General features: G+C 72.7%; 21 protein-coding genes. 17 read left to right on the plus strand and 4 right to left on the minus strand.

The window, feature by feature from the left end:
* Nucleotides 1-91 precede the first annotated feature (91 nt).
* The 11 genes from D7223_RS12680 (at nt 92) to D7223_RS12730 (ending at nt 13,538) form a co-directional block, all read left to right on the plus strand.
* On the plus strand, nt 92-952 hold the full coding sequence (locus D7223_RS12680) for a CPBP family intramembrane glutamic endopeptidase (protein WP_202864630.1): 861 nt from the start codon (nt 92-94) through the stop codon (nt 950-952).
* 231 nt (nt 953-1,183) lie between these two features.
* Nucleotides 1,184-4,366, plus strand: a complete 3,183-nt coding sequence (locus D7223_RS12685; RefSeq protein WP_147252495.1) for a hypothetical protein — start codon at nt 1,184-1,186, stop codon at nt 4,364-4,366.
* 106 nt (nt 4,367-4,472) lie between these two features.
* Nucleotides 4,473-4,937 (plus strand): hypothetical protein, encoded by a 465-nt coding sequence (locus D7223_RS12690; RefSeq protein WP_120728480.1) that lies wholly within the window; start codon nt 4,473-4,475, stop codon nt 4,935-4,937.
* Between the two features lie 27 nt (nt 4,938-4,964).
* Nucleotides 4,965-6,950: a GAF domain-containing sensor histidine kinase gene (locus D7223_RS12695; protein WP_238161886.1), complete on the plus strand. Its 1,986-nt coding sequence runs from the start codon at nt 4,965-4,967 to the stop codon at nt 6,948-6,950.
* Nucleotides 6,951-6,967: 17 nt separating this feature from the next.
* Nucleotides 6,968-7,672: a response regulator transcription factor gene (locus tag D7223_RS12700; RefSeq protein WP_120728483.1), complete on the plus strand. Its 705-nt coding sequence runs from the start codon at nt 6,968-6,970 to the stop codon at nt 7,670-7,672.
* Between the two features lie 342 nt (nt 7,673-8,014).
* Nucleotides 8,015-8,770, plus strand: a complete 756-nt coding sequence (locus D7223_RS12705; protein ID WP_120728485.1) for a DinB family protein — start codon at nt 8,015-8,017, stop codon at nt 8,768-8,770.
* Between the two features lie 263 nt (nt 8,771-9,033).
* Nucleotides 9,034-9,387, plus strand: a complete 354-nt coding sequence (locus D7223_RS12710) for a hypothetical protein (RefSeq protein WP_147252496.1) — start codon at nt 9,034-9,036, stop codon at nt 9,385-9,387.
* On the plus strand, nt 9,384-9,674 hold the full coding sequence (locus D7223_RS12715) for a hypothetical protein (RefSeq protein WP_238161887.1): 291 nt from the start codon (nt 9,384-9,386) through the stop codon (nt 9,672-9,674). The genes D7223_RS12710 and D7223_RS12715 overlap by 4 nt, the downstream gene beginning before the upstream one ends.
* Nucleotides 9,675-9,689: 15 nt before the next feature.
* Nucleotides 9,690-10,700 carry an MvdC/MvdD family ATP grasp protein gene (locus D7223_RS12720; protein ID WP_238161937.1) on the plus strand — a complete coding sequence of 337 codons (1,011 nt, stop codon included), beginning with the start codon at nt 9,690-9,692 and terminating at the stop codon, nt 10,698-10,700.
* 1 nt (nt 10,701) lies between these two features.
* Nucleotides 10,702-11,727, plus strand: a complete 1,026-nt coding sequence (locus D7223_RS12725; protein ID WP_120728491.1) for a TlpA family protein disulfide reductase — start codon at nt 10,702-10,704, stop codon at nt 11,725-11,727.
* Entirely contained in the window at nt 11,724-13,538 is a 1,815-nt protein-coding gene (locus D7223_RS12730) for an ABC transporter ATP-binding protein (protein ID WP_120728493.1), read from the plus strand. The genes D7223_RS12725 and D7223_RS12730 overlap by 4 nt, the downstream gene beginning before the upstream one ends.
* A 39-nt stretch (nt 13,539-13,577) precedes the next feature.
* On the opposite strand, the gene D7223_RS12735 is transcribed toward D7223_RS12730, so the two are convergent.
* Nucleotides 13,578-15,569, minus strand: coding sequence for a hypothetical protein (locus D7223_RS12735; RefSeq protein WP_202864631.1), 1,992 nt, complete (start codon nt 15,567-15,569; stop codon nt 13,578-13,580).
* Between the two features lie 105 nt (nt 15,570-15,674).
* Nucleotides 15,675-17,114, minus strand: a complete 1,440-nt coding sequence (locus D7223_RS12740) for a nitroreductase family protein (protein ID WP_238161888.1) — start codon at nt 17,112-17,114, stop codon at nt 15,675-15,677.
* Between the two features lie 409 nt (nt 17,115-17,523).
* On the opposite strand from D7223_RS12740, the gene D7223_RS12745 reads away from it, so the two are divergent.
* Genes D7223_RS12745 through D7223_RS12760 form a run of 4 tightly spaced genes read left to right on the plus strand, consistent with a single transcriptional unit; the run spans nt 17,524 to nt 20,517 of the window.
* Nucleotides 17,524-18,438 (plus strand): acyl-CoA dehydrogenase, encoded by a 915-nt coding sequence (locus D7223_RS12745; RefSeq protein WP_202864632.1) that lies wholly within the window; start codon nt 17,524-17,526, stop codon nt 18,436-18,438.
* Nucleotides 18,432-19,175 (plus strand): PIG-L deacetylase family protein, encoded by a 744-nt coding sequence (locus D7223_RS12750; protein WP_120728499.1) that lies wholly within the window; start codon nt 18,432-18,434, stop codon nt 19,173-19,175. The genes D7223_RS12745 and D7223_RS12750 overlap by 7 nt, the downstream gene beginning before the upstream one ends.
* On the plus strand, nt 19,172-19,798 hold the full coding sequence (locus tag D7223_RS12755) for a class I SAM-dependent DNA methyltransferase (RefSeq protein ID WP_120728501.1): 627 nt from the start codon (nt 19,172-19,174) through the stop codon (nt 19,796-19,798). Before D7223_RS12750 ends, D7223_RS12755 begins: the two co-directional genes overlap by 4 nt.
* Nucleotides 19,795-20,517, plus strand: coding sequence for a glycosyltransferase (locus D7223_RS12760; protein ID WP_202864633.1), 723 nt, complete (start codon nt 19,795-19,797; stop codon nt 20,515-20,517). The genes D7223_RS12755 and D7223_RS12760 overlap by 4 nt, the downstream gene beginning before the upstream one ends.
* A gap of 76 nt (nt 20,518-20,593) precedes the next feature.
* Here the strand turns inward: D7223_RS12760 and D7223_RS12765 are convergent, their stop codons facing one another.
* Nucleotides 20,594-21,268, minus strand: a complete 675-nt coding sequence (locus D7223_RS12765; RefSeq protein ID WP_120728505.1) for a nucleoside/nucleotide kinase family protein — start codon at nt 21,266-21,268, stop codon at nt 20,594-20,596.
* Nucleotides 21,269-21,285: 17 nt separating this feature from the next.
* Nucleotides 21,286-22,164: a MarR family winged helix-turn-helix transcriptional regulator gene (locus D7223_RS12770; RefSeq protein ID WP_202864634.1), complete on the minus strand. Its 879-nt coding sequence runs from the start codon at nt 22,162-22,164 to the stop codon at nt 21,286-21,288.
* Between the two features lie 119 nt (nt 22,165-22,283).
* Between D7223_RS12770 and D7223_RS33030 the strand changes: the two genes are divergently transcribed.
* The gene (locus D7223_RS33030) at nt 22,284-22,454 is read left to right on the plus strand and encodes a hypothetical protein (RefSeq protein WP_186832200.1); all 171 of its coding nucleotides are present in this window, start codon (nt 22,284-22,286) and stop codon (nt 22,452-22,454) included.
* A gap of 200 nt (nt 22,455-22,654) precedes the next feature.
* Nucleotides 22,655-23,479, plus strand: a complete 825-nt coding sequence (locus D7223_RS12775) for an SAM-dependent methyltransferase (RefSeq protein WP_120728887.1) — start codon at nt 22,655-22,657, stop codon at nt 23,477-23,479.
* The last annotated feature ends 316 nt before the right edge of the window (nt 23,480-23,795 follow it).

The following is a 23,795-nucleotide window of genomic DNA, read 5'->3' on the forward strand; positions in this document are numbered from 1 at the left end:
ATCCGACGGACCCCGGGAGACGACGAGCGGCCCGAACCCTCCAGACGCCGGAGGCTCGCGACTCCTGACGCCGGAGGGTCCCGCGCCGGCCGTGGACAGCTCCCGGCCGTTCGGCGTCCATCTCCGGATGAGCTGGTGGAAGCCGCTCGTGGTCATCCTCGTGCCGCCGCTGGCGATGCTGGTCCTGCAGGTGCTGCTCTACCAGGTCGTGGGTGTCGTCGAGGGCAGCGACGACCCGATGTCCGCCACCTTCACACCGTTGAAGTTCCTGGCCGTCAACCTGAGCATCGGCGCGACCGGCGTCCTGGCGATCCTGCTCCTGGTCTGGACGGCCAGGGTGCCGTGGCGCAGCCTGCTCAGCTTTCCGCGAGCCTTCGACGCACGCCGCCTGACGCACTACCTGATCGGCGCGGCGCTGCTGGTGGGCGCGGGAATCGGCGTCGTGGCGCTGGTCGCACCCGACTCACCGGGCTGGACCGCCTTCGGTGTCACCGGCACCACGATCGGCATGCTGGCGATCGTGCTGCTGAGCACCCCGGTGCAGGCCGTCGGCGAGGAACTGACGTACCGCAGCGCCACGCTGCCCGCCGCCGCCTCCTGGGTACGCGCGGTCCGGCCGGCCCTGGCCGTCGGGCTCGTCGTCTCCAGTCTGCAGTTCGCCGTGGTCCACGGCTCGACCGACCCCTGGCTGTTCGGCTACTACACCGTGTTCGGGATCAGCACCGGCCTGATGGCCGTCATCAGCCGCGGCATCGAGGCGCCGGTCGCCTTCCATGTCGCCAACAACGTCCTGTTCACGTCCGTCAACACGGTGATGGCCGACGGCGAGGCCTTGGCGATCGACCGGTCCACCGACTCCGGTGACGCGTCCCTGCTGATCCTGGCGGTCGTCAACATCGCCATGGTGGCGCTGGTCTGGCTGCGCGAGCGGCGCGCCCGGGCCACCAGCTGACCAACTTGACCAGGGCAGCGGGTGGTCCGCCGGTTCCGGGCGCGGACGACCAGGCCGATGCCCCTCTCACGACCACCAGCCGGATTCCTCGGTCGACGTCCCACCACCGGGCCGGGACGGCTGTCCCGCCCGGGGTGGGACAGCCGTCCCTGTCCCTCGGGACGATCGGCCCGGCACGGTGTGCGCCACAGTAAGCGGGCCAGGCAACGGCCCGCCCGGCGGGAGGAGCACATGGTGCGTACGAGAGGAAGACCGCGCGGCCGGCGACGGCCCGGCCCTGGCCCGTGGTGGCGGGGTTGTGCCGCCGTCCTGGCCGGGCTGATGGTGGTGACCGCCCACCAGACACCGGTTCGGGCGTCCGACCCGGTGGCGTTCCACGAGGGCCAGGCGCAGGCGGCGCTGTTCGCCGCGGCCGTGCAGCTGACCGGGCCGGACACCGTCGGGCTGAAGAACGCGTTGCTCACCGCCGAGTTGCTGGACTGGCGGTCGGCGAACCCGGCGGCCAGCAGCGGCGATCTGGCCGCGCACGCGGCGGCGGTGCGCGCCCTGGCCGACCAGGCGGTGCCGGACAGCCGGGGTGACCAGATGTCCCGGTTCGCGCTGGCCTCGGCGGTGCTGGCGAAGCTCGCCGGGCCCGGCAGTCCGGCCAGGGCGAACGGGCCGGCGGTCCGGGCGTTCCTGACCAGCACGGTCGGCGCCGAAGGTGCCAACGTGGTGCAGGAAGCCCTCGACCTGGTCCGGGGCGGCTACCAGGATGCCGCGTGGAACGCCCGGGTACGGGACGTCGCCGCCGCCACCTGGCGGACCCTGCACGAGCGGGCCACCACCGACGAGGCGTTGGCGACCGGCTGGGACACGGCGTTCGCGGCCCGTGCCGGCGCCAGTGTGCGGGCCGGTGAGGCGACGCTGCTGGCCGTGCAGATCCACCCGCCGCGCTCCGGTAACCCGGGCACGCTCGGCCACTACGTGCCGCTGGCGGTGCTACGTGCCGGCAGTGGTGACCGGGCCGGGTACCAGGCGCTGCTCGAACAGCAGGCCACCCGGGTGCTGACGGTGTTGAGATCCGACGCGGACACCCGGATCACCGAGGTGATCAACTACTCGAACACGTACGTGCTCAACCAGGCTCCGTCGCCGGACGCCGCCACCCGTGAGGCCGAGCGGGTCAAGACCGAGAGCAACAAGAAGATCTTCGAGGGTCTCGGTGCGACGGTCGATGTGCTCTCCACCCTGATGGGCTTCGCCGACCCGCGGTTCGGCAAGCAGTTGCAGACCGTTGGCAAGGCGATCGTCACCTCGGTGACCGCGATCAACACCTACATGACGACCGTGCTCGGGCAGGGCCTGACGGCGGCGGCGACGGCGATGGGCACCGCGGTGCTCACCGGTAACCTGCTCGGCGCGGCGATGAGCCTGGTGACGCTCTTCGCCGGCAGCGGCCCCGACCCGAACGCGCTCATCCTCGGCGAGATCGCCAAGCTGCGCGAGCAGATCGACCGGCTCGCGAAGGACATGAAGGCGCGGTTCGACCGGATCGAAACCGCCCTGAACACCATGTACGCCGACCTGGTCGGCCTGCTCACCGACCTGACCCGCTCGGTGGCCGAGATTCGCGCCCGGCTCGGGCAGATCACCACCCAGTTGCAGACCATCGAAAGCAAGATCGACTCGATGGCGCTGGCGATCCACGTCGCGCTGCAGAGCATCGACAAGGGCGACCTCGACACGGTGATCACCACGTACGTGCACCACCGGGAGATCGCCGGCGTGCCGATCCCGGACTACGCCACCGTCTACTACCCGTTGGCGGAGTCGCCGACGTTCAGGTTCGCCACCGTCACCGCCGCGAACCAGGTCACGTTCACCGCCCCGGAGGGCGCCGACCAGGCCGACCCGGTGTCGGTGTTGAACACCTACCTGCCGGAGGGGTCGATCAACTACCTGACCAGTTGGGCGGCCGGCAAGGTCGGCGGTGAGTGGCCCAACGAGCGGGTGGCCAACCCGGCCGCGTGGAGCACCGCCGCCCGCACCTACAACATCCTGCAACTGGAGAACCCGGCGTACGCCGCCCAGGTCACCGGCGCCCGGGCCGAGGCGATCGCCGACGCCGGGGACCAGATCAACCAGCGGGTACGCCGGTTCAGCGAGCCCGCCGCCGGCGGTGCCACCAACGCGCTGTTCACCAGGTTGGTGCAGGACTACCGCAGCGCGATGAGCGGCTGGGCCGGCCAGGTGGAGGAGATCCGGCGGGCCGTGATGTGGAACGGCCACGACGTGCCGGTGCAGTACGACCTGTGGGGTAACGCCGACCAGGCGGTCACGGCCCGGATCCCGGAGGCCACGGGGATGTCGTCGTGCTCCGGTACCCAGGGATCCCGGGCCGTCCCGTCGACCCTGCTGCGGGCCACCCTGCCCAACGCGTACCACCTCGCCGACCACGGCCTGCCGCTCGCCAAGCGACCCCAGTTCCACACCTGCTACGAGGCGCGTTTCGTCAACGTCGAGGAGAACGAGGGACCGCGTTTCCACACCACCAGCGGCGACCTGGAGATCACCGTGCGGTCGCGGGTCAAGTGGCACGGCGGTGACTGGCAGGTCGCCCAGACCGCCACCCGGGTGTTCCCGATCGGTGTCTTCTGCTCCTGGGACGTGCGGTCGCACGAGCCCAGCGGCTACTGCTACGACGAGGTGCGCTACCTGAACCAGCGGTGGAGCACCAACTACCGGCCGGCGTTCGAGTCGGCTCCGGTCCCGCCGGTCGCCGCCGCGACCGAGACCGCCCGGGCGAAGGCCGCCGCGATGCTCGCCGGTCGGCAGCGCTACTTCTACCGGGTGGTGCTCGACGGCAGTGGCGTCAACCCGCCGGCCGGTGGGCACGACTGGGAAAACTCCCGGATCCTGTGGCAGCGCGGCAAGGCGGTCTCCGACGCCGTCCGCATGCTGCAGGCGTACTCGGAGTTGGGTTGGGCGACGGCGTTGGAGTCCGACGACGCGATGAGTGGCATGCTGTTCGGCACCCGGGCGCTGCCCAGCGACTGGTCACGGCCACGCACCGACGTCGACCAGACGGCGAACCAGCACTTCCGGAACACGTTCCAGAAGGCGCTGAACAACTACGACGGCTGCGCCCAGGCGGAGGCGTGGGATCCCTGCGCCGACGACCGGTCCGGATTCGACCCCCGTACGGACCAACCGCAGTACGGTTTCGCCTGCCCCCAGGCCGACGTGCCGGGCCGGCCGCGGGATCCCATCGGCTCGTGTCTGGTCAGCGTCGGCGACATCCGGGTCGGACTGCTCGCCGAGCGGTACGCACACTGGTCGGGCCGGATCGCCGCCGGCAGCCACGCCGAAGGCCTGCCGAAGGTGACCGCCTCGGTCGACTACACCCGCGCCGTCAACGCAAACCTGCACTGAAAGCGTCACGTCTGTACGCGAGTAGCGGTGGGTCGGGACGACCGGGGCGTCCCGACCCACCGTGCGCGCCGCACAGTCGACGAAGTGCCCGACGAGAGGAAGACCCATGGGGATGCCCAGTGGCGGTGCAGCCGACAGCCGGATCCTGCTGATCGCCAGCGACAACACCTTCGCCCACACCTACTCCGACCTGGCCGAGCTGCTGGCCGAGCCGGCCGAGGGGGACAGGCTCGGCGGTGCCGTCGAGTTCTTCGACTCCACCGGGCGTCGCCTCGCCCCGGTGTTCGATCCGCAGTGGACGCTTGTCGATCTGCGACCCGGCGACGAGCCGGCCGACCCGACCGCGATCCAGCGCCGCCTGCGGGCGGTGCGGGACCACGTGGAATGGTTCCTCACCACCCACCCGGACGTCGCCGAACGGGCCCGGTTGAGCGTCGCCGAGGCCGTCGCCACCCTGCCACCGCTCGGCCGCACCCTGACCGAGGACATCGACCTGATGCCCTGGCACCACGAGGGCAGCCGGGGCAACTTCCTGCACAACGCGATGCACGCGGCCGGCTGGGCGCACTGACCGGCCCCGTCGAGTCGGGAGGCCGCCGTGACATCGGACGACCACCGCGTACGCCGCTGGCCGCTGGCCGGGGCGGCAGCGGCCGTGGCGCTGCTCGTCCTGGCCGGCCACTTCCAGCAGCGCGACGGTGCGCTGCTCGGACCCAGCTCGCTGACCGCGGTCTTCGCCGCGGCGTTCACCGCCTGCGGTGGGCTGGTGCTGGCCGGCGTCGCCGGCCACCCGGTCGGCCGACTGATGCTCGCCGCCGGCCTGCTCGCCGTCGGCGAGACGCTCGCGCTCAGCTGGTCGTCGTGGCTACCCCTGGCGTGGCTGGCGCAGTGGCTGTGGTGGCCGCCGTACGCCCTGGTCTTCCTGGCCCTGCTGATCTTCCCGGACGGGCGGCTGCCGGGTCCGCGATGGCGGGCCGTGGCCGCTGTTCTGGTCGGCTGCGCGGCGATCTCCACCGCCGGGTTCGCGGCCGCCGCCGTCGACGACCCGGGTGGCCTGCTGCTGACCGGTGAACTGGCCGCCACTGGTCGGGCGCAGTTGCTCGTCCAGCTCGCCCTGGTGGCGATCGCCGGCGAACTGCTGGCTGTCGGCGCGGTCCTGTGGTCGCTGGTGCGCCGGTGGCGGCGCGCGCGGGGGGAGACCCGTCAGCAACTCGCCTGCCTGCTCGTCGCCGGTGCGCTGTTCCTGCTCGGTCTCGTGCTCGACGGGCTGGACCTGGCCGGCGCCTGGGTGCTGATGGTGGTGGCCGTTCCGGGCGGGCTGACCCTGGCGGTGCTGCGGTACCGGCTCTACCAGCTGGAACAGGTGATCAACCGGACGTTGGTCTGGTCGGTGATGAGTCTGTTGGTGATCGCCGGATTCGTGGCCACCGTCGCGCTGCTGCGGGACCTGCTCCTCGCCGGTGACACCTCGAACGCCTCGCTGGCGGCGACCGGGCTGGTCGCGGTCGCCTTCGAGCCGGTGCGCCACCGGGTGCAGCGCGGCGTCAACCGGCTGCTGTACGGCGACCGCGACGATCCGTACGGGGTGTTGACCCGCCTCGGTGGGCTGCTGGCGAACACCGTGCGGCCGCACGCCGTGCCGGCGCTGTTGACCGGCACGATCGCCCGGTCGCTGCGGGTCCCGTACGTCGCGGTGGAGGTCGAGGACCCGGCCGGTGCCGACCTGGCCGACGCGGTGTACGGGCAGTCGACCGGAACGACCGAACGCTTCGACATGGTGACCCACGGCGAACAGGTCGGCCAGCTGGTCGTGGCGCACCGCCGCCCCGGGGACCGCTTCACCCCCGTGGAGCGCCGGCTGCTCAGCGACGTCGCCCGGCACGCCTCGGTGGCGGTGGCGACCGCTCGACTGATCCGCGAGCTGCGGGACTCACGGGAACGACTGGTCCTGGCCCGTGAGGAGGAACGCCGCAGGCTCCGCCGGGACCTGCACGACGGCCTGGGGCCGACCTTCGCCGGCATGTCGATGCAGGTGCGGGCGGCCAGCAAACTGGTCGCCGGCAGCGACCGCCTCGGGTCGATCCTGGACGAGCTGGCCGAGGAGCTGCGTATCTGCACCGCGGAGGTTCGCCGGCTGGTCGACCAGCTCCGCCCGGCCGCCCTCGACCAGGGGCTGCGGGCGGCGCTGCGGACCGAGTGCCAGCGCTTCGACGGGCCGGGGCTGCGGGTACGGCTGCATGTCGGCGACGATCTGCGGGTGCTGCCGGCGGCGGTGGAGGTGGCGGCGTACCGGATCGTGGCCGAGGCGCTGTCCAACGTGGCCCGGCACGCCCGGGCCGGCCGGTGCGAGGTCCGGGTCGGCCGCGACGGCGGCTTCCTGCTGATGGAGGTGGTCGACGACGGCGTCGGCGCGGCCCGTCCCCGACCCGGCGGAGTCGGCCTGGACTCGATCCGGCAACGTGCGGTCGAACTCGGTGGGAGTTGCGAGATCGGGGACCGGCCCGACGGCGGGACGGCGGTACGGGTCCGGCTGCCGTGGCCGGATCACGCTCAGGGGGACGACCGGTCCCGGCGGGACGACTGAGGGGTGAAGGAGTGGGCATGCCGGAACCGGTGCGGGTGTTGATCGTGGACGATCATCCGGTGGTCCGCCGTGGTCTGCGTACGATGCTCGACGGTGAGTCGTGGGTGGCGCAGGTGTGGGAGGCGGCGTCCTGCGCCGAGGCGCTCGCGACGGTCACTGCGCACCAGGTCGACGTGGTCGCGATGGACATCGCCCTGCCCGACGGCGACGGCGTGCGGGCCACCGCGCAGATCCTGCGGCACCGGCCGCGGATCGCGGTGTTGATGCTGACCATGGCCGACGACGACGAGCTGGTCGCCCGGGCGTTGCAGGCCGGGGCCCGCGGCTATCTGCTGAAGGACACCGACCCGGACGTCGTGGTCGACGCGCTGCGTACCGCCGCCTTCGGCGGGCTGGTGCTCGGCCCGGGAGTCCGACTCCCGGGGACGACCGCACCGCCCGGCCGGTTGCCGCCACCGGCGGCGTTGCCGCCGCCGTTCGACCAGCTCACGCCGCGGGAACAGGAGATCCTGCGGCATCTGGCGGCGGGGGAGGGCAATGCGGAGATCGCCCGGCGGTTCGGAATCAGTGCGAAGACGGTACGCAACCAGGTCTCCGCCGTCTTCGCCAAGCTCGGTGTGGGCGACCGGGTGCGGGCCGCACTGTTGGCCCGCGACGCCGGCATCGTGACGCCGGTCGCCGGGAGACTCCAACCGGACGCGAGGCACGGATCAAGTCAATGACCCGGGAACCGGGTGCCCTGACGCGCAGCGCCGCCGCAGGAGGATGGCGCCGGCCGCGTTGAGGGCCACGCCGAGCAGCCGTTCGAACGCCTGGCCGGTGGTGCGGTCTGGTGGGCGGAAGATGTGGAGCGTTGGATCACGGAGCACCAGCCGTGGAAGGCGCGCGGCGCAGACGAACCACCACCGCCCGAAAGCTGACACACCGCCGCCTCCACCCGGACAGGGTGTGGGCGTGTTGCTGCTCCAGGCGCGCTCACCGCCCGACGCCGTACCGACGTACCACCTATCCCTCACGCGGGCTCCCCGTTGACGTCGGCTGGACGGATCCGGGAGGCTGTCTCGATGCCTGCTGCGTATGCCCAGAGTGATCAGTTCCGGGGTGCCCGCATCCACCTGTGCGATCTTGTCGGTCTTGAGATTCGCGACTGCGAAGTCAGCGGCCTGAAGATCGTGGACTGTTATGGGGGCGACGTCTACCTCGGTGGTGCCTTCGAGCGTCTCGTTGTCAACGACATTGACGTGACCGCCTACGTCGAGGCCGAACTCGACCGGCGGCATCCCACGCGGGTGCGGGCGCGTGATGCCGTGTCCCCCGTCGACTACCGGGCTGCCTGGGATGCCATCGAGACGCAATGGGAGGCGACACTCGACCGCGCCAGGCTCCTGCCCGAGGCCAGACTGCACGAGCAGGTCGACGGCGAGTGGTCATTCGTCGAGACCCAACGGCACCTGCTGATGGCCGCCGATGCCTGGCTTGGTAATGCCGTGTTGGAGGAGGATGCGCCCTTTCACCCGTTGGGCCTTCCTCACGGCGGGATGCCGCCCGAAGCGGCGGTGAAGCTCGGGCTCACCCTCGAAGCCACCCCGACGCTCGACGAGGTGCTCGTGCCGCGACTCGCTCGCATGGCCACGATGCGGCGTGTCCTCGGCGGGCTCACCGAGGCCGAGCTCGATCGGGTGTGTGGTCGCAAGCCGGCGGACCCATACCCAGACCAGGAGTACGTCGTGCGCCGCTGCCTCAAGGTGGTTCTCAAGGAGGAGGCCGAGCATCACCGTTACGCGACACGCGACCTCGCCGTGCTCGAAGCCGGTGCCTGAACCGGGGTGAAGGCGCCCGCTGCTGACCAGGTGGGGCGGCAGCAACCGGGTGCAGGTCGCGCTGGCCGTGCACGACGCCGAACTGCGCTGAGCCGGGTTTGGATCCCGGTACGCAATTCCCATGAGCGGGAATTCCAATTTCGGACAATGGTCGAATGTGTTGGCCGCCTTTGTCTGAATAGTCTTTCAGTCGACGGTGACCGCGTGGAAGTTCCAGTCCCATAGACCTTCACAAAGTTAGATGCGTCTATAAAGATGTGATCGTGGACGACCGAGAACCAGCCGGGGACGGCGGCCGACGGGGGAGCGCGACCATCCCGGTGACCGTCCTGCGGCTGGACCGTCCGGAACTCGACGGGACGCGTCTCGTCGTCCGGGCAGTCGACGTCGACCTGCGGGAACAGCGCCGTGTGCACCACCTCGCGCCGTTGGGCTACCTGTACGACCGCTCCGACCACGACGAGCTGGAATCCGATCTCACTCTCGACGCCGGGCACTACGACGAGGACAACCTGGTCTGGTCGTTCTCCGCCGACGTGCCCGGAATCATCGGGCTCACCGAGCCACTGTCGTCGGCCGGCACTCCGCCGGCCGGAAACGAAGGAGACCAGGAATGACGACCACGCTCACCCGCACCCCGCTGCGGACGTCCCTGTCCATGACCAGCGGACACGACTTCAGCCAGCCGCTGCCGGCCGACCACGAGAAGCAGCCCTTCGGCTACCTGTTCGCCAACTGGGACCCGGGCATGCCGGAGCCGACCGCGGCGGAGCTGGGTCACTACGACCCCGACCAGCAGGTGTGGGTCACCCCCGACGGTGCCATCACCGCCGGCATCTACACCAAGACCCGCACCTCGGGATCGAGCTGCGGTGACTGCGTGACCGACGACGCCTGCGCCTAGGGACGCTTCGTGACCATGTCGCCATCGGATCCCGGGATCCTGATTCTCACCCAGGACTTCGACCCCACGGTCGATCCCGTCGTTCGGAGTCTCACCGCGAGAGGCGCCAACGTCGTACGCGTCGACCTGAGCTGTTTCCCGCAGACGCTGACGTTCACCACCTCGGACTTCGATGGCGAACGACGGCGGCTGCTGCACCGCGGGCGGGAGATCGACCTCGGTCGGCTCTCCGGGGTGTGGTACCGCCGTCCCACCGCGTTCCGCTTCGACGCCCAGATGAGCGAGGCCGAGCAGCAGTTCGCCCGCAACGAGGCGCTGCACGGCATCGGCGGCATCCTGCGCGCCACCGACTGCCTCTGGGTCAACCGGCCCGACGTCGACGCCGTCGCCGAACTGAAGCCCTATCAGCTCCAGCTCGCCAAGCAGCTCGGCATGCGGGTGCCGCGTACCCTGCTCACCAACGACCCCGCCGAGGTGAAGGCCCTCGTGGAGTCCACCGACCGGCCGATCGTCTACAAGGCGCTCACCGGCGGGGTGATCCACTACCCGGGAGCCTTCCCCAGCGGGCTCTACACCACCATGGTCGGCGACGAGATCCTGACGCACGCCGACCGGGTCCGGCACACCGTCTGCATGTTCCAGGAGTACGTGGACAAGGCGTACGAGGTGCGGCTGACCGTCATCGGCGACACCTGGTTCCCGGTGGTCATCGACTCGCAGGCCATGTCCACCACCTCCGTCGACTGGCGCGGCGAGAACCATCTGCCCTACGGGCCCTACAAGCCGCTGCCCGACGATGTGGTGGCGAAGGTCCAACGGATGCTCGACCGCCTCGGCATCGTCTACGCCGCGATCGACTTCATCGTCACGCCCGACGGCGAGCACGTGTTCCTGGAGGTCAACCCGGGCGGCCAGTTCATGTGGATGCAGCACGACCTGGGGTTGCCGCTGGGCGAGACCGTCGCGGACCTGTTGCTGGCCGGCGACCCCTATCGGCGGGGCGAGGTCACCCAGGTCGGCTACTGACATGACGGGCGCGGCGCTGCTCGTCGGTCAGCTCGTCCTCGCGGTCACCCTCGCGTGGTCGGCGTCGGGCAAGGTGCGTCGGGTGGCGCACGCGGCCTTCCGCGCGTCGCTGCCCCGTACCCTCGGCGTGCCGGCCGGGCTCGCCGGGCCGCTGGCCGTCGGGGTGGTCACGGCCGAGGTGGTCACCGCTGTCACGCTCGTGGCGGCCCTGGCCGTCCCGGCCCTCGCCCCGACCGGGTACGTCCTGGCCGCCACCCTGCTGGGAGCCTTCACGGCGGCGGTCGCGGTGATGATCCGCCGGGGCGTACGCGAGCCATGCCGCTGCTTCGGTGCCACCGACGACCCGCCCGGCCCCGCCCACCTGGCCCGCAACGTGGGGCTGACGGCGGTGGCCGTCGGCGGTACGGTCCTCACACTCGGCGGAGCGCGGCCGGTGTCCCTGACGGGCACCGGCGGGCCGCCCGGCTGGTCGGGAGGCGAGATGCCCTACCTTCCCCTGGTGCTGGCGCTGCTCACCGTGGTCTGCCTGGCCAACACGGTGGTGCTCGCCGTGGTGCTGCGGCAGTTGCGGCAGCAGTCCGCGTTGTTGAAGGTCAGTATCGAGGGGGTCGCCAACCCGGAGCCGATCATGATGGTGGCCGGCGCGACGGTCGGCGAATTCACCGCCACCACGGTCGACGGCGCACCGGTCAGCCGGGCCGACCTGCGGGGCGAGACGTTGGTGGCCTTCGTCTCCCCGAGCTGCCCGGCGTGCGCCGAGAGCCTGCCCGGGTTCGTCGCCCGGGCCGGGGCCCGACCCGAGGGCCGGGAGGGGGCGCTCGCCGTCGTGCTCGGCTCGGGCGAGGCCGCCGACCGGCTCAGCGAGCAGCTCAGCCCGGTGGCCCGGGTGGTCGTCGAACCCGAACGCGGGCCGGTCTCCCGGGCCTTCGGCGTCGACGGCTACCCCGCCTTCGGGCTGCTCGCCGGGGACACGATGGTCGCCAGTCACTTCGTCCTCGACCGGGTTCCGGAGACCGCCGCGTCGTGACCGCCTCGGCGTGGGGCTCCCTGCGCGCCGCGACCCGGATCGCCTCCGACGCCGCGGCCGGCTGGCTCGTCGTGCGGGTCCTGCTCACCGTGGCCACCGGGGCGGTCCCGGTCGCGGCGGCCTGGCTGATGAAGATCGTCCTCGACCGGCTGGCCGGCGGCGGGCAGTCGTTGACCGGTCCGGTGCTGCTGCTGGCCGCCGCCGGGGTGGCCACCGTGCTGCTGCCCGAGCTGGGCCGGTACGCCGACGCCGAACTGCAACGCCGCGTCGGGCTGACCGCGCGCCGGCACCTCTACGCGGCGGTGGCCCGGATGGCCGGGCTGCGCCGCTTCGAGGACCCGGCCTTCCACGACCGGCTCAGCCTCGCCGCGGAGACCGGCCCGACCGGCCCGCCCGAGGTGGTCAGCGGCTCGCTGGGCGCCGCCCAGGGGCTGATCACGATGCTCGCGTTCCTCGCCACGCTGGCCACGATCAACCCGTGGATGCTGCTGGTCGTGGCGGTCGCCGCGGTGCCCACCCTGCACGCCGAGCTGCGGCTGTCCCGGCAACGCGCCGGCCTGCTCTGGGAACACGGGCACGCCGCGCGGCGGGAGTTCTTCTACGCCCAGCTCATGACCAGCGTCACCGCCGCCAAGGAGGTGCGCCTCTACGGCCTGGGCGGGCTGTTCGGCACCCGGATGCTCACCGAGCTGCGCTCCATCCACGCCGGCCAGCGACGGATGGACCGGCGGGAGCTGCTCGTCGCCACCCTCCAGGGCCTGCTCGGCGCGGTCGTCGCCGGCCTGGGGCTGGTCTGGGCCGTGCGGGCCGCGCGCTCCGGGGCGCTGACCGTCGGCGACGTCACGGTGTTCGTCGCCGCCGTCGCGGGCGTGCAGGGCGGCATGAGCACGGTCTTCGCCAACGCCGGGCGGCTGCACGAGGCGATGCTGGTGTTCGGGCACTACCGGTTCGTGGTCGAGGCACCGCCGGACCTGCCGGCCCGCCCGGGACAGCTGCCGGCGGTGCCGCCGCTGCGCCGGGGCATCGAGTTCGACGACGTCTGGTTCCGGTACGACGACGAGCTGCCCTGGGTGCTGCGCGGGGTGAACCTGACCATCCCCGCCGGCACGTCCGTCGCGCTGGTCGGGCTGAACGGCGCCGGCAAGAGTTCCCTGGTCAAGCTGCTGTGCAGGTTCTACGACCCCACCCGGGGCAGCATCCGCTGGGACGGCGTGGACCTGCGGGACCTGCCGCCGGCCGAGCTGCGCCGGCGGATCGGGGTGGTGTTCCAGGACTTCATGTCGTACGACCTCAGCGCGGCCGACAACATCGGTGTCGGCGACGTGTCCGCGCTCGACGACCTCGACCGGATCCGGGCGGCCGCCCGCCTGGCCGGCGTCGACGAGGTGCTGGCCGGCCTGCCGCGCGGCTACCGCACCCTGCTCACCCGGGTGTACATGAACGCCGCCGACCGGGACGACCCGACCTCCGGGGTGGTGCTCTCCGGTGGCCAGTGGCAGCGGGTGGCGCTGGCCCGGGCCCTGATGCGGGACGGCTGCGACCTGCTCGTGCTGGACGAACCCAGCGCGGGCCTCGACGCCGAGGCCGAGCACGAGATCGGCCGGCGGCTGGCCGAGCACCGTACCGGCCGGACCAGCCTGCTGATCTCGCACCGGATGAACACCGTGCGGGACGCCGAGGAGATCGTGGTGCTCGCCGGCGGGGTGGTCACCGAACGCGGCACCCACGTGGAGCTGCTCGCCGCGGACGGCGAGTACGCCCGGCTGTTCGGCCTCCAGGCCGCCGGCTACCAGGACCCACAGCCGGCCTGACGGCCGGCTGTTCCGTTATCGGTGTCCGACAAGCGGGGCTCACTGTGGTGCCGCGGTGCAGGGCAGCCCGGCGCAGGTGTCCACCACCTCCCCGGTGGCGAGGAACCGGGCGATCATGGCCCGGATCTCCGGCGAGTTGGCCGGGTGGCCGTGCGGGTCGAGACCGGCGCGGGGTGGGACGTTGCCCGCCGGCGGCGCCGGCGAACCGCTGTCCACCACCACCAGTGCGCTGCCGGCGTAGGGCAGGGTGGGTGCGGCCGGGATGTCCCAGAAGGGCACGACGTCCGCGCTGCGTCCGGCGGCCAGTGCCGGGGTACGCAGCCGCGCGCCGATGCTGCGCGCCATCACCTCGGTGGCGACGTTGGCCACCTGGTGGTCGCCGAACGCCTCGACGAGGATCACCCGCTTCGCCGGAGTGTTGGGCAGTGGATCACGGGTCAGGTGGGCGAGGTAGCCGTTCGCCTCACCCCGGTCCCAGAGCACCTGCGCGAGCCCGAGGATGAGCTGCCGGTCCAGCGGGTCGGGGTACGCGGTGCCGAAGACCGGAAGGAACTGGTCGAAGTCCACGCTGCGGTTGAGCAGGGTGGAGTAGTTGGCCCCGGGTACGCCCAGGGAGCAACGGGTGAGGTCGGTGGCGACGGCGCAGAGTGCCCCGCCCAGGATGCCGCCCTGACTGTTGCCGAGGTAGACGAGCTGGCCGGAGCCGGAGCGGAACAACGAGCCGCCGTCGCGGAACGCGGAACGGGTGCTCAGCCCGCCCCAGGAGTGGGTGAGCGCCCGACCGAGGAACAGGAAGTTCAGGAAGCCCTGCTGGCTGCGGTCCGGGATCGACGGGAACTGCGAGAAGTCACCGAGTGAGTAGATGACGTTGGGCACGTCCTCGGTGGCCATCCCGATCCAGGCGGTGGCGCAGAGCATGGTGTTCGACTCGTTCGCGTACTGCCGCAGTCGGCTCTGCTCGATCTCGAGCGGCGAGCCGAGCAGGCCGTGCCCGTAGAGCGCCGGCCGGGCCGGCGTCGCGGCGCTCGCCGAGCGGGGGATGTTGCAGTGGAACTTCGCCAGCTGGGTGTTCACGCCCTCCTGCTCGGGCAGCCCGTCCTCGCCGGTGTTCAACCAGGAGCCGGGCGGGCCGAGCGGGTTGTTCAGATAGCTGGGCACCAGCACGGTTCCGGTGACCTGCCGCCGGATGTACGGGTCGGTCTCGGCGGGCCGGTCGGTGACCTTGTCGATGGTGACCGCCGGCGCGAAGATGCCGAGCCGGCGGAACGCCTCGTCGCGCATGTGGGTGATCCGCCCGGTGAGCCCGCGTCGGCTGGCCACGGTGAAGTCCCAGGCGAGGTGCAGCTCGCTGGTGTCGACGCCGGCCGAGGCGAGGGAGCCGAGGGCGCGTTGCGTGTACTCCCAGCGGCGGTGCAGGGCCGCATCGGCCGGGGGAGTGGGTGAGCGCAGGACCGTGAAGGTCTCCGAGGCGGCGACCGGGGCGCCGGTGGCGGTGCGCAGTCGGCGCAGCCCGACCGCGTACCGGGTGTTCTCGTTCAGGTTGCGGGCCGGCCGGATGATCAGTGCCTGCCGGTCGGGCCGGCCGGCGGCGGTGGCGTCCAGCTCGGCCCAGTACGGCTGCCGCGCCCCGGTCCGGGTGTCGACGAGCACGATCGGGGCGTCGGCGGCGAGCGAGCGGCCGATGTCGGTGACCGGGGCGAGGCCGGTCGACGCGGCGTCGAGCCCCGGGACGTGGGCGAGCAGCGCGGATCCGGGGGAGAAGCCGTCGCTGCGGTTCCACTCCCAGGGGTTGATCCGGGTGCCGAGGATGTTCGCCGGCATGTCGGCGCGGTCGAGGTTGAGCCGGATACCGGTGTCGGTGCCGGGGTCGGCGACGGTGTGCACGTCGCTGGGGAAGGGAAGCAGGCAGCCGGCCGGGTCGCAGCCGGCGGGCCCGGCCGCGTGGGCCGGTGGGGCGGTGACGGTCCCGGCGGCGAGCAGCAGCACCAGGGGCATCAGCCGAGCGAGACGACGCAGGGGACGGGGACGCATGGGAACCTCCGGGGGCGGGGTTACCGGTAGGTATCCGCCATGAGACACCCGATAGAGACGGACGTCAATGCCGGAACGTCGCCCCCACCCGCGCGACGTCAAGGGTCACGCGTTGCCCAGGCGGGGCGCGACCGGGCGGACCGCCACCGGTGCGCCCGGCCGGCCGCCGGGCCGGGACGCGTACTCGGGCACCCCCACGCAGGTGAAGAGCAGAGCGGCCAGGCTGGCCGGCTCACCCAGCAGGGCCGGCACCTCCGAGTCGTCGAAGGTCATGCCGGAGGCGCCGGCGCCCAGGGCGTACGCGGCGAGGTGCAGCCGGCCCTCGACGAGCCCGGCGGCCAGCTGCGCGTCCCGATAGGAGCGGTCGTCCAGGCCGGACACGTCGGTGGCGGCGATGACGACGTACGCGGCGTCGGCGGCGAGCGACTGGTCGAGGCAGACGCGGAGCAGCTCGTCACGGAGGTCGCCCGCCCACAGTGGCGCCGACAGGTCCGGCCACCGGTACAGACCCGGCGGCACGCCGTCGACGCCGTGGACCGCGACCCAGTGCGGAACGTCCACTCCGCGCAGGGCCGCGCTCATCGACCACTCCAGGGTGGTGCGGGGCAGTGTCCCGGAACGGTCCATCCGGCGCTGGGAACCGCGCCGCCGCACCACCTCGTCCAGGGTGTCCGACGGCGGGACCTGTGGCAGCGGATCCCCCGCCGGCCAGGGCTCCCCGAGCACCGTCCGCTCGCCGGCCCGTTGCGCGGCGGTGCACAGCGGCAGCTCGACCGCCGGCAGATCGCCGGTGGCGGCCGGTCCGCCAGGGTGGACGGCCGGATCGCCGTCGCCGACGGTGAGCAGGGCGAGCGGGTACTCGTGGACGCCGTCGGCGCCGACGAGCTCGCGTAGCTCGGCGTCGGGAAAGAACGACCGCAGGCGCGGCGCGAGGCCGGCGCTGGCGAGCGCGGCGGACAACTGGGACAGCAGCGTGCCGGCGTCCCAGTAGAGGTGCCGCCAGCCGCGCTCGGCGTACCGCCAGCCGGTCCGCCACGGCACGCCCGTGACGACGAGTGTGGTGGCCGTCCCGACGGCGGGGGGCGCGACCTGGACGAGGGCGTGTCGCTGTCCGTCGTACCAGTGCACGCCGTCGGGCACGCCGGCGACGCCGCGCGTGCTCGCGTACACCTCCAGCGGGAAGCGGGCACCCGCCGAGCCGGAGGCGCGGAAGAGGACCGGACGCCCGTCGCGCTCGGCGGTGCGGACCACACCGGCTCCGAGGAAGAGCACCCGGCCGAGCTGCGCGGCGTCGAGCGCGCACGCCGGAGCCGCCACACCGGCGAGTGCGGCCGTCGCCGGCACGGCCGGGTCGGGCAGATCGCGCGGCAGGAGGACGACGGGCAGACTCTCGGCGTACGCCTTCATCGGCGGCGGCAGCGTCGCCGGGTCGTTCGGGACGAGGTCCTGGCGGACGCGCGGGTCGTCGACGGGCACGTCCCACTCGCGGTCCGGCCGGTACGAGGTGAGCCGGTGCAGCAGGCCGGCGCCCGAGTCGAGGTCCACGCGGCCATCCTCCCAGCCCGCGACGCCCGGCGCGGCCCGCTGGCACCTCGGGGCGGATCGCCCGCAACGCGCTCAGCGCGCTCGGGATCGTCACCGTCGTGCGACGCGACAACCGGCCGGACACCTGGCCACCGGACTGGCCGGCATGGCGTGCCACACCCCGGCCCGATGTTTGGCGCCCCATGATCGGGGCATCTTCGAGCCGCGACCCGCCCGGGGTCGCTCTTCCACCGACCGGAATGGGGATGGCGTTGACCACCGGCTGTTCAGGGAAACCCCACGTGTGCGAGGTGGGGGCGCAGCGGTGGGCGTGCCGTCGGGGAAGGGTCGGGCAGCCGCGTCTGCCGGTGCCACTCTGATGACGCTTGCTGACCCGGCGGGCTCCCCGGCACAGGCGTTTCGTGCGGCCGTGCTCGACGGAAGCCTCGACCTGCCGTTGCCCGGCGCTGGACGGACCGGCGAGCGGTTGCTGCGGTTGATGGAGCTCGGTCGTACCGACCTGGTGTTGGCCCGGCTGGGAGAGGGGCACGCCGACGCCCTCGCGATCCTCGCCGAGCTGGGCGCGGAGGTTGCCCCGGCCAGCCGTCGCGAGCCGTGGGGTGTGTGGGCGGCCGTGCCGGCCTCGGTCACCGCGTCGCCGCACCACGCCCGCTGGCGGCTCGACGGCGAGCGCCCCTGGTGCTCCGGGGCCGGGGTGTTGTCGAGAGCGCTGGTCACCGCCGTCGCCGCCGACGGGGTCCGGCTGTTCTCGGTCGACCTCGCCCAGCCCGGGGTCACCCCGCTGGCCGGCACCTGGCCGGCGGTCGGCATGGCGGCCAGCGACAGCCGGACCGTACGCTTCGACGGCGTCCTCGCCGATCCGATCGGCGATCCCGGGCGGTACACCGGTCGGCCCGGCTTCTGGCACGGTGGCGTCGGTGTGGCGGCCTGCTGGTACGGCGGAGCCGCCGGAATCGCCGACACCCTGCGCCACGCCGCGCGCCGTCGCCGCCTCGACCCGCACGCCCTGGCGCACCTCGGGGCGGTCGACGCGGCCCTGACCGGGACCCGTGCCGTCCTGCTCAGCGCCGCCGACGAGATCGACGCGAACCCGACCGCCGACGCCGACCGGTTGGCGCACCAGGTGCGCGCCACCGTCGAGGCGACCGCCGGCACCGTCGTCGACCGGGTCGGCAGGGCGCTGGGAGCGGGCCCGTTGTGCCAGGACGCCCGCCACGCCAGACGGGTCGCCGACCTGACGGTGTACCTGCGCCAGAGCCACGCGGAGGCGGACCTGGCGCACCTGGGCGAGCTGGTCGCCGCGGCCGAGGACCCCGGATGGTGAAGCCCATCGTCGGCGCAGGCACCGAGGAGGGACGGTGGCGGGCGTGGTCCGGCCCGGCCGCCTGGCCGGCGCTGGCACTCGACGTCCCACCGCCGACCGCGCCGCCGCTGGTCGTCGCCCCCCACCCGGACGACGAGGTCCTCGGCGTCGGCGGTCTGCTCGCCATGCTGGCCGACCGCGGTGGCGCCGAGGTCGTCGTCGTCACCGACGGCGAGGCGTCCCATCCGGACTCGACGGTGTTCAGCCCGGCGGAGCTGGCCGCGATCCGGCGGGCCGAGACACGCGCCGCCTGCGAACGGCTCGGCGTCGCCCCGGCCGCCGTCGATCATCTCGGGCACCTCGACGGCGGCGTCGACGAGACGGCCCTCACCGACGTGTTGACCGCGCGGCTGACCTCGGGCAGGTGGTGCGTCACGACCTGGCGCGGTGACGGCCACCCGGACCACGAGGCGGTCGGGCGCGCGGCGGAGGCCGCCTGCCGGCGTACCGGCGCGACCCTGCTGGAGTTCCCGGTCTGGACGTGGCACTGGGCCGCGCCGGACGACCCGGACGTGCCGTGGCATCGCGCGCGCCGGCTGGACCTGACGGATGCGGCTCGGGCGGCCAAAGCGGCGGCGATCGACACCTTCCGCAGCCAGATCCTCCCGCTCGGACCGGCGCCGGCCGACGCCGCGATCCTCCCCCCGCACGTGCTGGCCCGCTTCGCGCGCCCCTACGAGACGGTGTTCGTGACATGACCTCGCGCGGTACTCCTCCCAGCTACTTCGACGACATGTACGCCGCGGCCGAGGATCCCTGGAGCTTCGAGACCCGCTGGTACGAACAGCGCAAGCACGACCTGACCGTCGCCTGCCTGCCGCGCCGCCGTTACCGGTCGGCCTTCGAACCCGGCTGCTCGACCGGTCTGCTCACCGGCCGTCTCGCCGCGCGGTGCGACCGGCTGCTGGCCGTCGACGTCGCCGCCGCGCCCGTGCGGAGCGCCCGGCGACGGCTCGCCGACCAGCCGCACGTACGGGTGGAGCAGATGCGCATCCCCGACCAGTGGCCGACCGGGGCGGCACCCGGCTTCGACCTGATCGTGCTGTCCGAACTCGGCTACTACTTCGACGACGCCGGGTTCGACCTGCTGACCACCCGGGTGGTGGAGGCGCTGGAGCCGGGCGGCACGCTCGTCGCGGTGCACTGGCGACCGCCGGTGCCCGAGCACGTACGCGGTGGCGACGACGTACACCGGCTGCTCGGCGACCTGGACGGGCTGGTGCGGACGGCACGCCACGAGGAGCCGGACTTCCTCCTCGACGTCTTCCTCCGGGAGCCGCCCGCGGCCAGGTCCGTCGCGCAGGTCGAGGGCCTGTGGTGAACCGGGTCGCGGTCGTCGTGCCCGCCCACGACGAACAGGCGCTGCTGCCCGGCTGCCTGACCGCGGTCCTCGACGCGCTACGTCGCCTGCCGGTCCGATCGGAGGTGATCGTCGCCGCCGACGACTGTCGCGACGACACGGCGCTCATCGCGAGGCGACTCGGGGCCACCGTGGTGACCGTGCGGGCCCGCAGCGTCGGCCGTGCCCGCGCCGCCGGAATGGCACACGCCCTGCGGCACGGCCCGCACGGACTGTGGCTGGCCACCACCGACGCGGACAGCCGCGTGCCACGGCAATGGGGCGACTGGCACCTCCGCCATGCTCTCGGCGGCACCGACATTCTCATCGGCACCGTCCAGGTCGACGACTGGACGCCGAGGCCACGGCGGGTCCGCGAGCGCTTCGAGGCGCGCTATCGACGCGGGTTGACCAGCGTGGGCCACCGGCATGTCCACGGGGCCAACCTGGGCTGCGCCGCCACGGCGTACGAACGGCTCGGTGGGTTCGCCGACCTGTCCCACTCCGAGGACCACGACCTCGTCGACCGGGGCCGGCGGCAGGCCATGCGGGTCGTCGCCGACGCCGGTTGCCCGGTGCTCACCAGCGCCCGCCGGCGCAGCCGGGCCCCGCACGGGTTCGCCCGCTACCTCGACGCGCTCGGCGACGAGGCCGCCGTACCAGCGGTTCCCGAGCGACCAGCCGCGCCCGAGCCGGCCTGACGGCTCCCAGCGACCGGATTCGCGGAATCACCACCCGCACGGCGTCCAGGGGATGGACCTGCCCGGTCGGGCGCGGTCAGGGTCTTCGGGTCTCCCAGGCCGGCCGCTGGGGATCGTCGTTGTGCACGACGATGTCGACGTGATCGATCGGGCGGACCCTCGCCAGGTAGAACTGCTGGGCGGGCAGGTAACGCTCGCGCCAGCGCCGTTCTACGTCGGCCCGGGACGACACCCGACGCTCTCGGACCACCGCACGCCGCACGGTCGTCTCCGGCGCCGTCGACACGAAGATGCGCAGTTCCCAGCGGTCAATCAGTTCCGGGCGCAGGAGGAAGACGCCGTCGAAGACGAGCACGGCGTCGGCGGGGGCGGTGGTGACCGGCGGACAGAGCACGGTGTCCCCGGTGCGGTCGTAGACCGTGGGTTGGAAGCGTCGGTCTCCGCCGGGACCGAGTGGATCGAGCAGCACCCGGTTCAGCGCGTGGTGGTCGTGGGTGTCGAAGTAGCAGCCCTCGGCCGAGTACTCACCGCGCGGGTAGCGCCGCGCCCGGGGGAAGAGGAAGTCGTCGATCGTCGCACGGATGACGTGTCGGCCCTGTCCACGCAGGACGTCGGCCAACTCGTCGGCGAGGGTGGTCTTGCCGGCGGCGGGCGGTCCGTCGACGGCGACCCGTGTCGGGTGTGCGACGGTGACGGACCCGACTGCCTCAGCCAGGCGGCCGAGCACCTCGTCGCGGGTACGCTGCCGCATGTCCTGCCCCGTCCCGGTCACCGGGCGAGCGGGCCGAGCTGCTTCTCGAAGCAGATCTGGTTGTACGGCGACGTGGTGTAGGGGGCGATCTCCCGGTATCCGCTGCCGCGGTACAGCGCGATCGCCTCGGTGAGGCTGCGGTGGGTACCCAGCCGGACGAGGTCCATCCCCCGCGCGGCGGCGTCCGCCTCCAGGCGCTCCAGCAGGCGCCGGCCCAGACCCAGGCCGCGGGTGGTCCGGTCGGTCCAGAGGTGACGGACCTCCGCGATGTCAGGGGCCAGCCGGACCCACACGCCGCACCCGACGGGGCTGTCCCGTTCGCAGGCGAGCAGAAGGGCCCCGTCAAGGTCCTCGGGCCGGGTCAACGTCGCCTCGTCGTAGCCTTCGGGGAAACGCTCGGCCAGCTCGCTCGCGTACCGCAGCAGGCACCGCCACGCCCGCGCGTCGTCCGGCGGGACCCGGGTGACCGTGATGGTCGCCAGCCGCAACAGCCGCCGGACCTGGTGCTGGGCGGCCACGAGGTCGTCCTGTTGACCGGCGCTGAGGCCGCCCAGCAGGGCCGCGACGCCGGCCCGGGACCGCTCGTCGAGCGCGACCCGTTCCCGGCGGCCGGCGCCGGTGAGCTCGACGATCCTGGCCCGGCCGTCGGCGGGGTCGGGAACGACGCGGACCAGGCCCTGCTTCTCGAGGGCCCGCAGGAGCCGGCTCAGGTATCCGGAGTCCAGGCCGAGGCGGTCCCGTAACTCGCGTACGCCGGTGCGGTCGCCGATCTCCCAGAGCAGCCGGGCCGGCGCGAGCGGCCGGTCGAGGCCGAGGTAATGGTCGGTGAGCAGACCCAGCCGCTGGGTGTAGAACCGGTTGAACTCGCGCACCCGCTCGATCGCATCAGCTCCCACACCGAGAAACTACCTGACCCGGGTCAGATATCTCTACCGGTCGAGGGTGAGGACATCGGTCGTCGGCGGTCCGTCACCGCCGAGGGGCGGCCCGCCCGGTCGTGGCGGATACTTGCCGGATGACCAATCCTGACCTCGATCCGGACGTCTATCCGCCCATCGACCCTGGCGAGCGCGCGCCGGACAACGTCGAAGAGCTGCTTCCCGGTACGCCTGGCGAGCTGCCGGACGCGCCGGTGGAGCCGATGCCCGACGACGGGGAGCCGGGAGGCGTGCCCGAGCCGGCATGACGGTGCGGACGCCGGCCGAACACCGGGTCCCACGGGAACCGCCGGCGCTCGCGGATCGACGCGCGGGAGTCCGCTCCACTACTCTCAGGACTCAGCTGGCCCCACTTCGGTGAGCCGGCATCGGTTCGGCAGCCACGAGTGTCGTGGTCTCCCCGCCGCTGTGCGACCAGCCGTGGCCCGTGTTCGGAGGGATCGGAACGTTGACGAGCGAGCAGGTGGCGCCGCCGGGCGTCGACATCACCCGGCCCAGCATCGCCCGGGTGTACGACTACTATCTCGGCGGCAAGGACAACTTCGCGGTCGACCGGCACGCCGCCCAGATGGCGATGCGGGTGACGCCGGACGGCCCGGAGGCGGGGCGGGCGTGTCGGGCCTTCCTCCGCCGTTCGGTCCGGTACCTGGCCGCGGAAGCCGGCATCCGCCAGTTCCTCGACCTCGGCTCCGGGCTGCCCACCCAGGGCAACGTGCACGAGATCGCCCATCAGGTCGACCCCGACGCCCGGGTGGTCTATGTGGACAACGATCCCATGGCCCTCGCGCACGGTCGGGCGCTGCTCGCCGACGCCCGCACCACCACCGTCCTCGACGGCGACGCCCGGCGGCCGGAGGAACTGCTGGAACGGCTCCACGACCGAGATCTGATCGACTTCGACCAGCCGGTCGGGCTGCTGCTCCTGGCGATCCTGCACCACCTGAACGACGACGACGACCCGGCCGGTGTCGCCCGGCGGCTCATCGCCGCCCTGCCGTCCGGCAGCTACGTCGCCATCTCGCACTTCCACGACCCGGGCGAGGCCCAGCCGGAGGTCTCGCAGCGGGCACGGGAGGTGGAGAAGGTCTTCAACGAGACCCTCGGCACCGGTCGGTGGCGCAGCCGCGAGGAGATCACGAGCTTCTTCGGCGACCTGGAGCTGCTACCGCCCGGGCTGGTGCCGCTGGCCGAGTGGCACCCGGACAGCGAGGAGATCCCTCCGCAGACCACCACCTACCACACCATCGTCGGCGGGGTGGCGCGCAAGCCCTGACGCCCCGGCGGGTGGGCGGTGCCGCCGCCGCCTCCCGTCGAGCGGGGACTCACCCGACCGGGCGGTCGTCGTCCCCGCCGACCGAGGTCATCCGCCATCCGTCGGGCGTGCGCAGGAACTGGATGCTCTTCGTTCCGGCACCGGTGAACGGCTCGCCCCTCAGCACCCCGCGCCTGCGGTAACGGCTCAGCCGCTGCGCGACATCGCCGAAGATCGCGGTCTGCTCCCAGGTCTCCTCCTCGCTGAACCCGGTGAGCTCGCCCGAGGTGAGCAGCTTCTGCCACGGGGCGGCGAAGGTCTCCAGGTCGCAGATCTG

The organism is Micromonospora endolithica (genome assembly GCF_003626595.1).
Taxonomy (GTDB): domain Bacteria; phylum Actinomycetota; class Actinomycetes; order Mycobacteriales; family Micromonosporaceae; genus Micromonospora; species Micromonospora endolithica.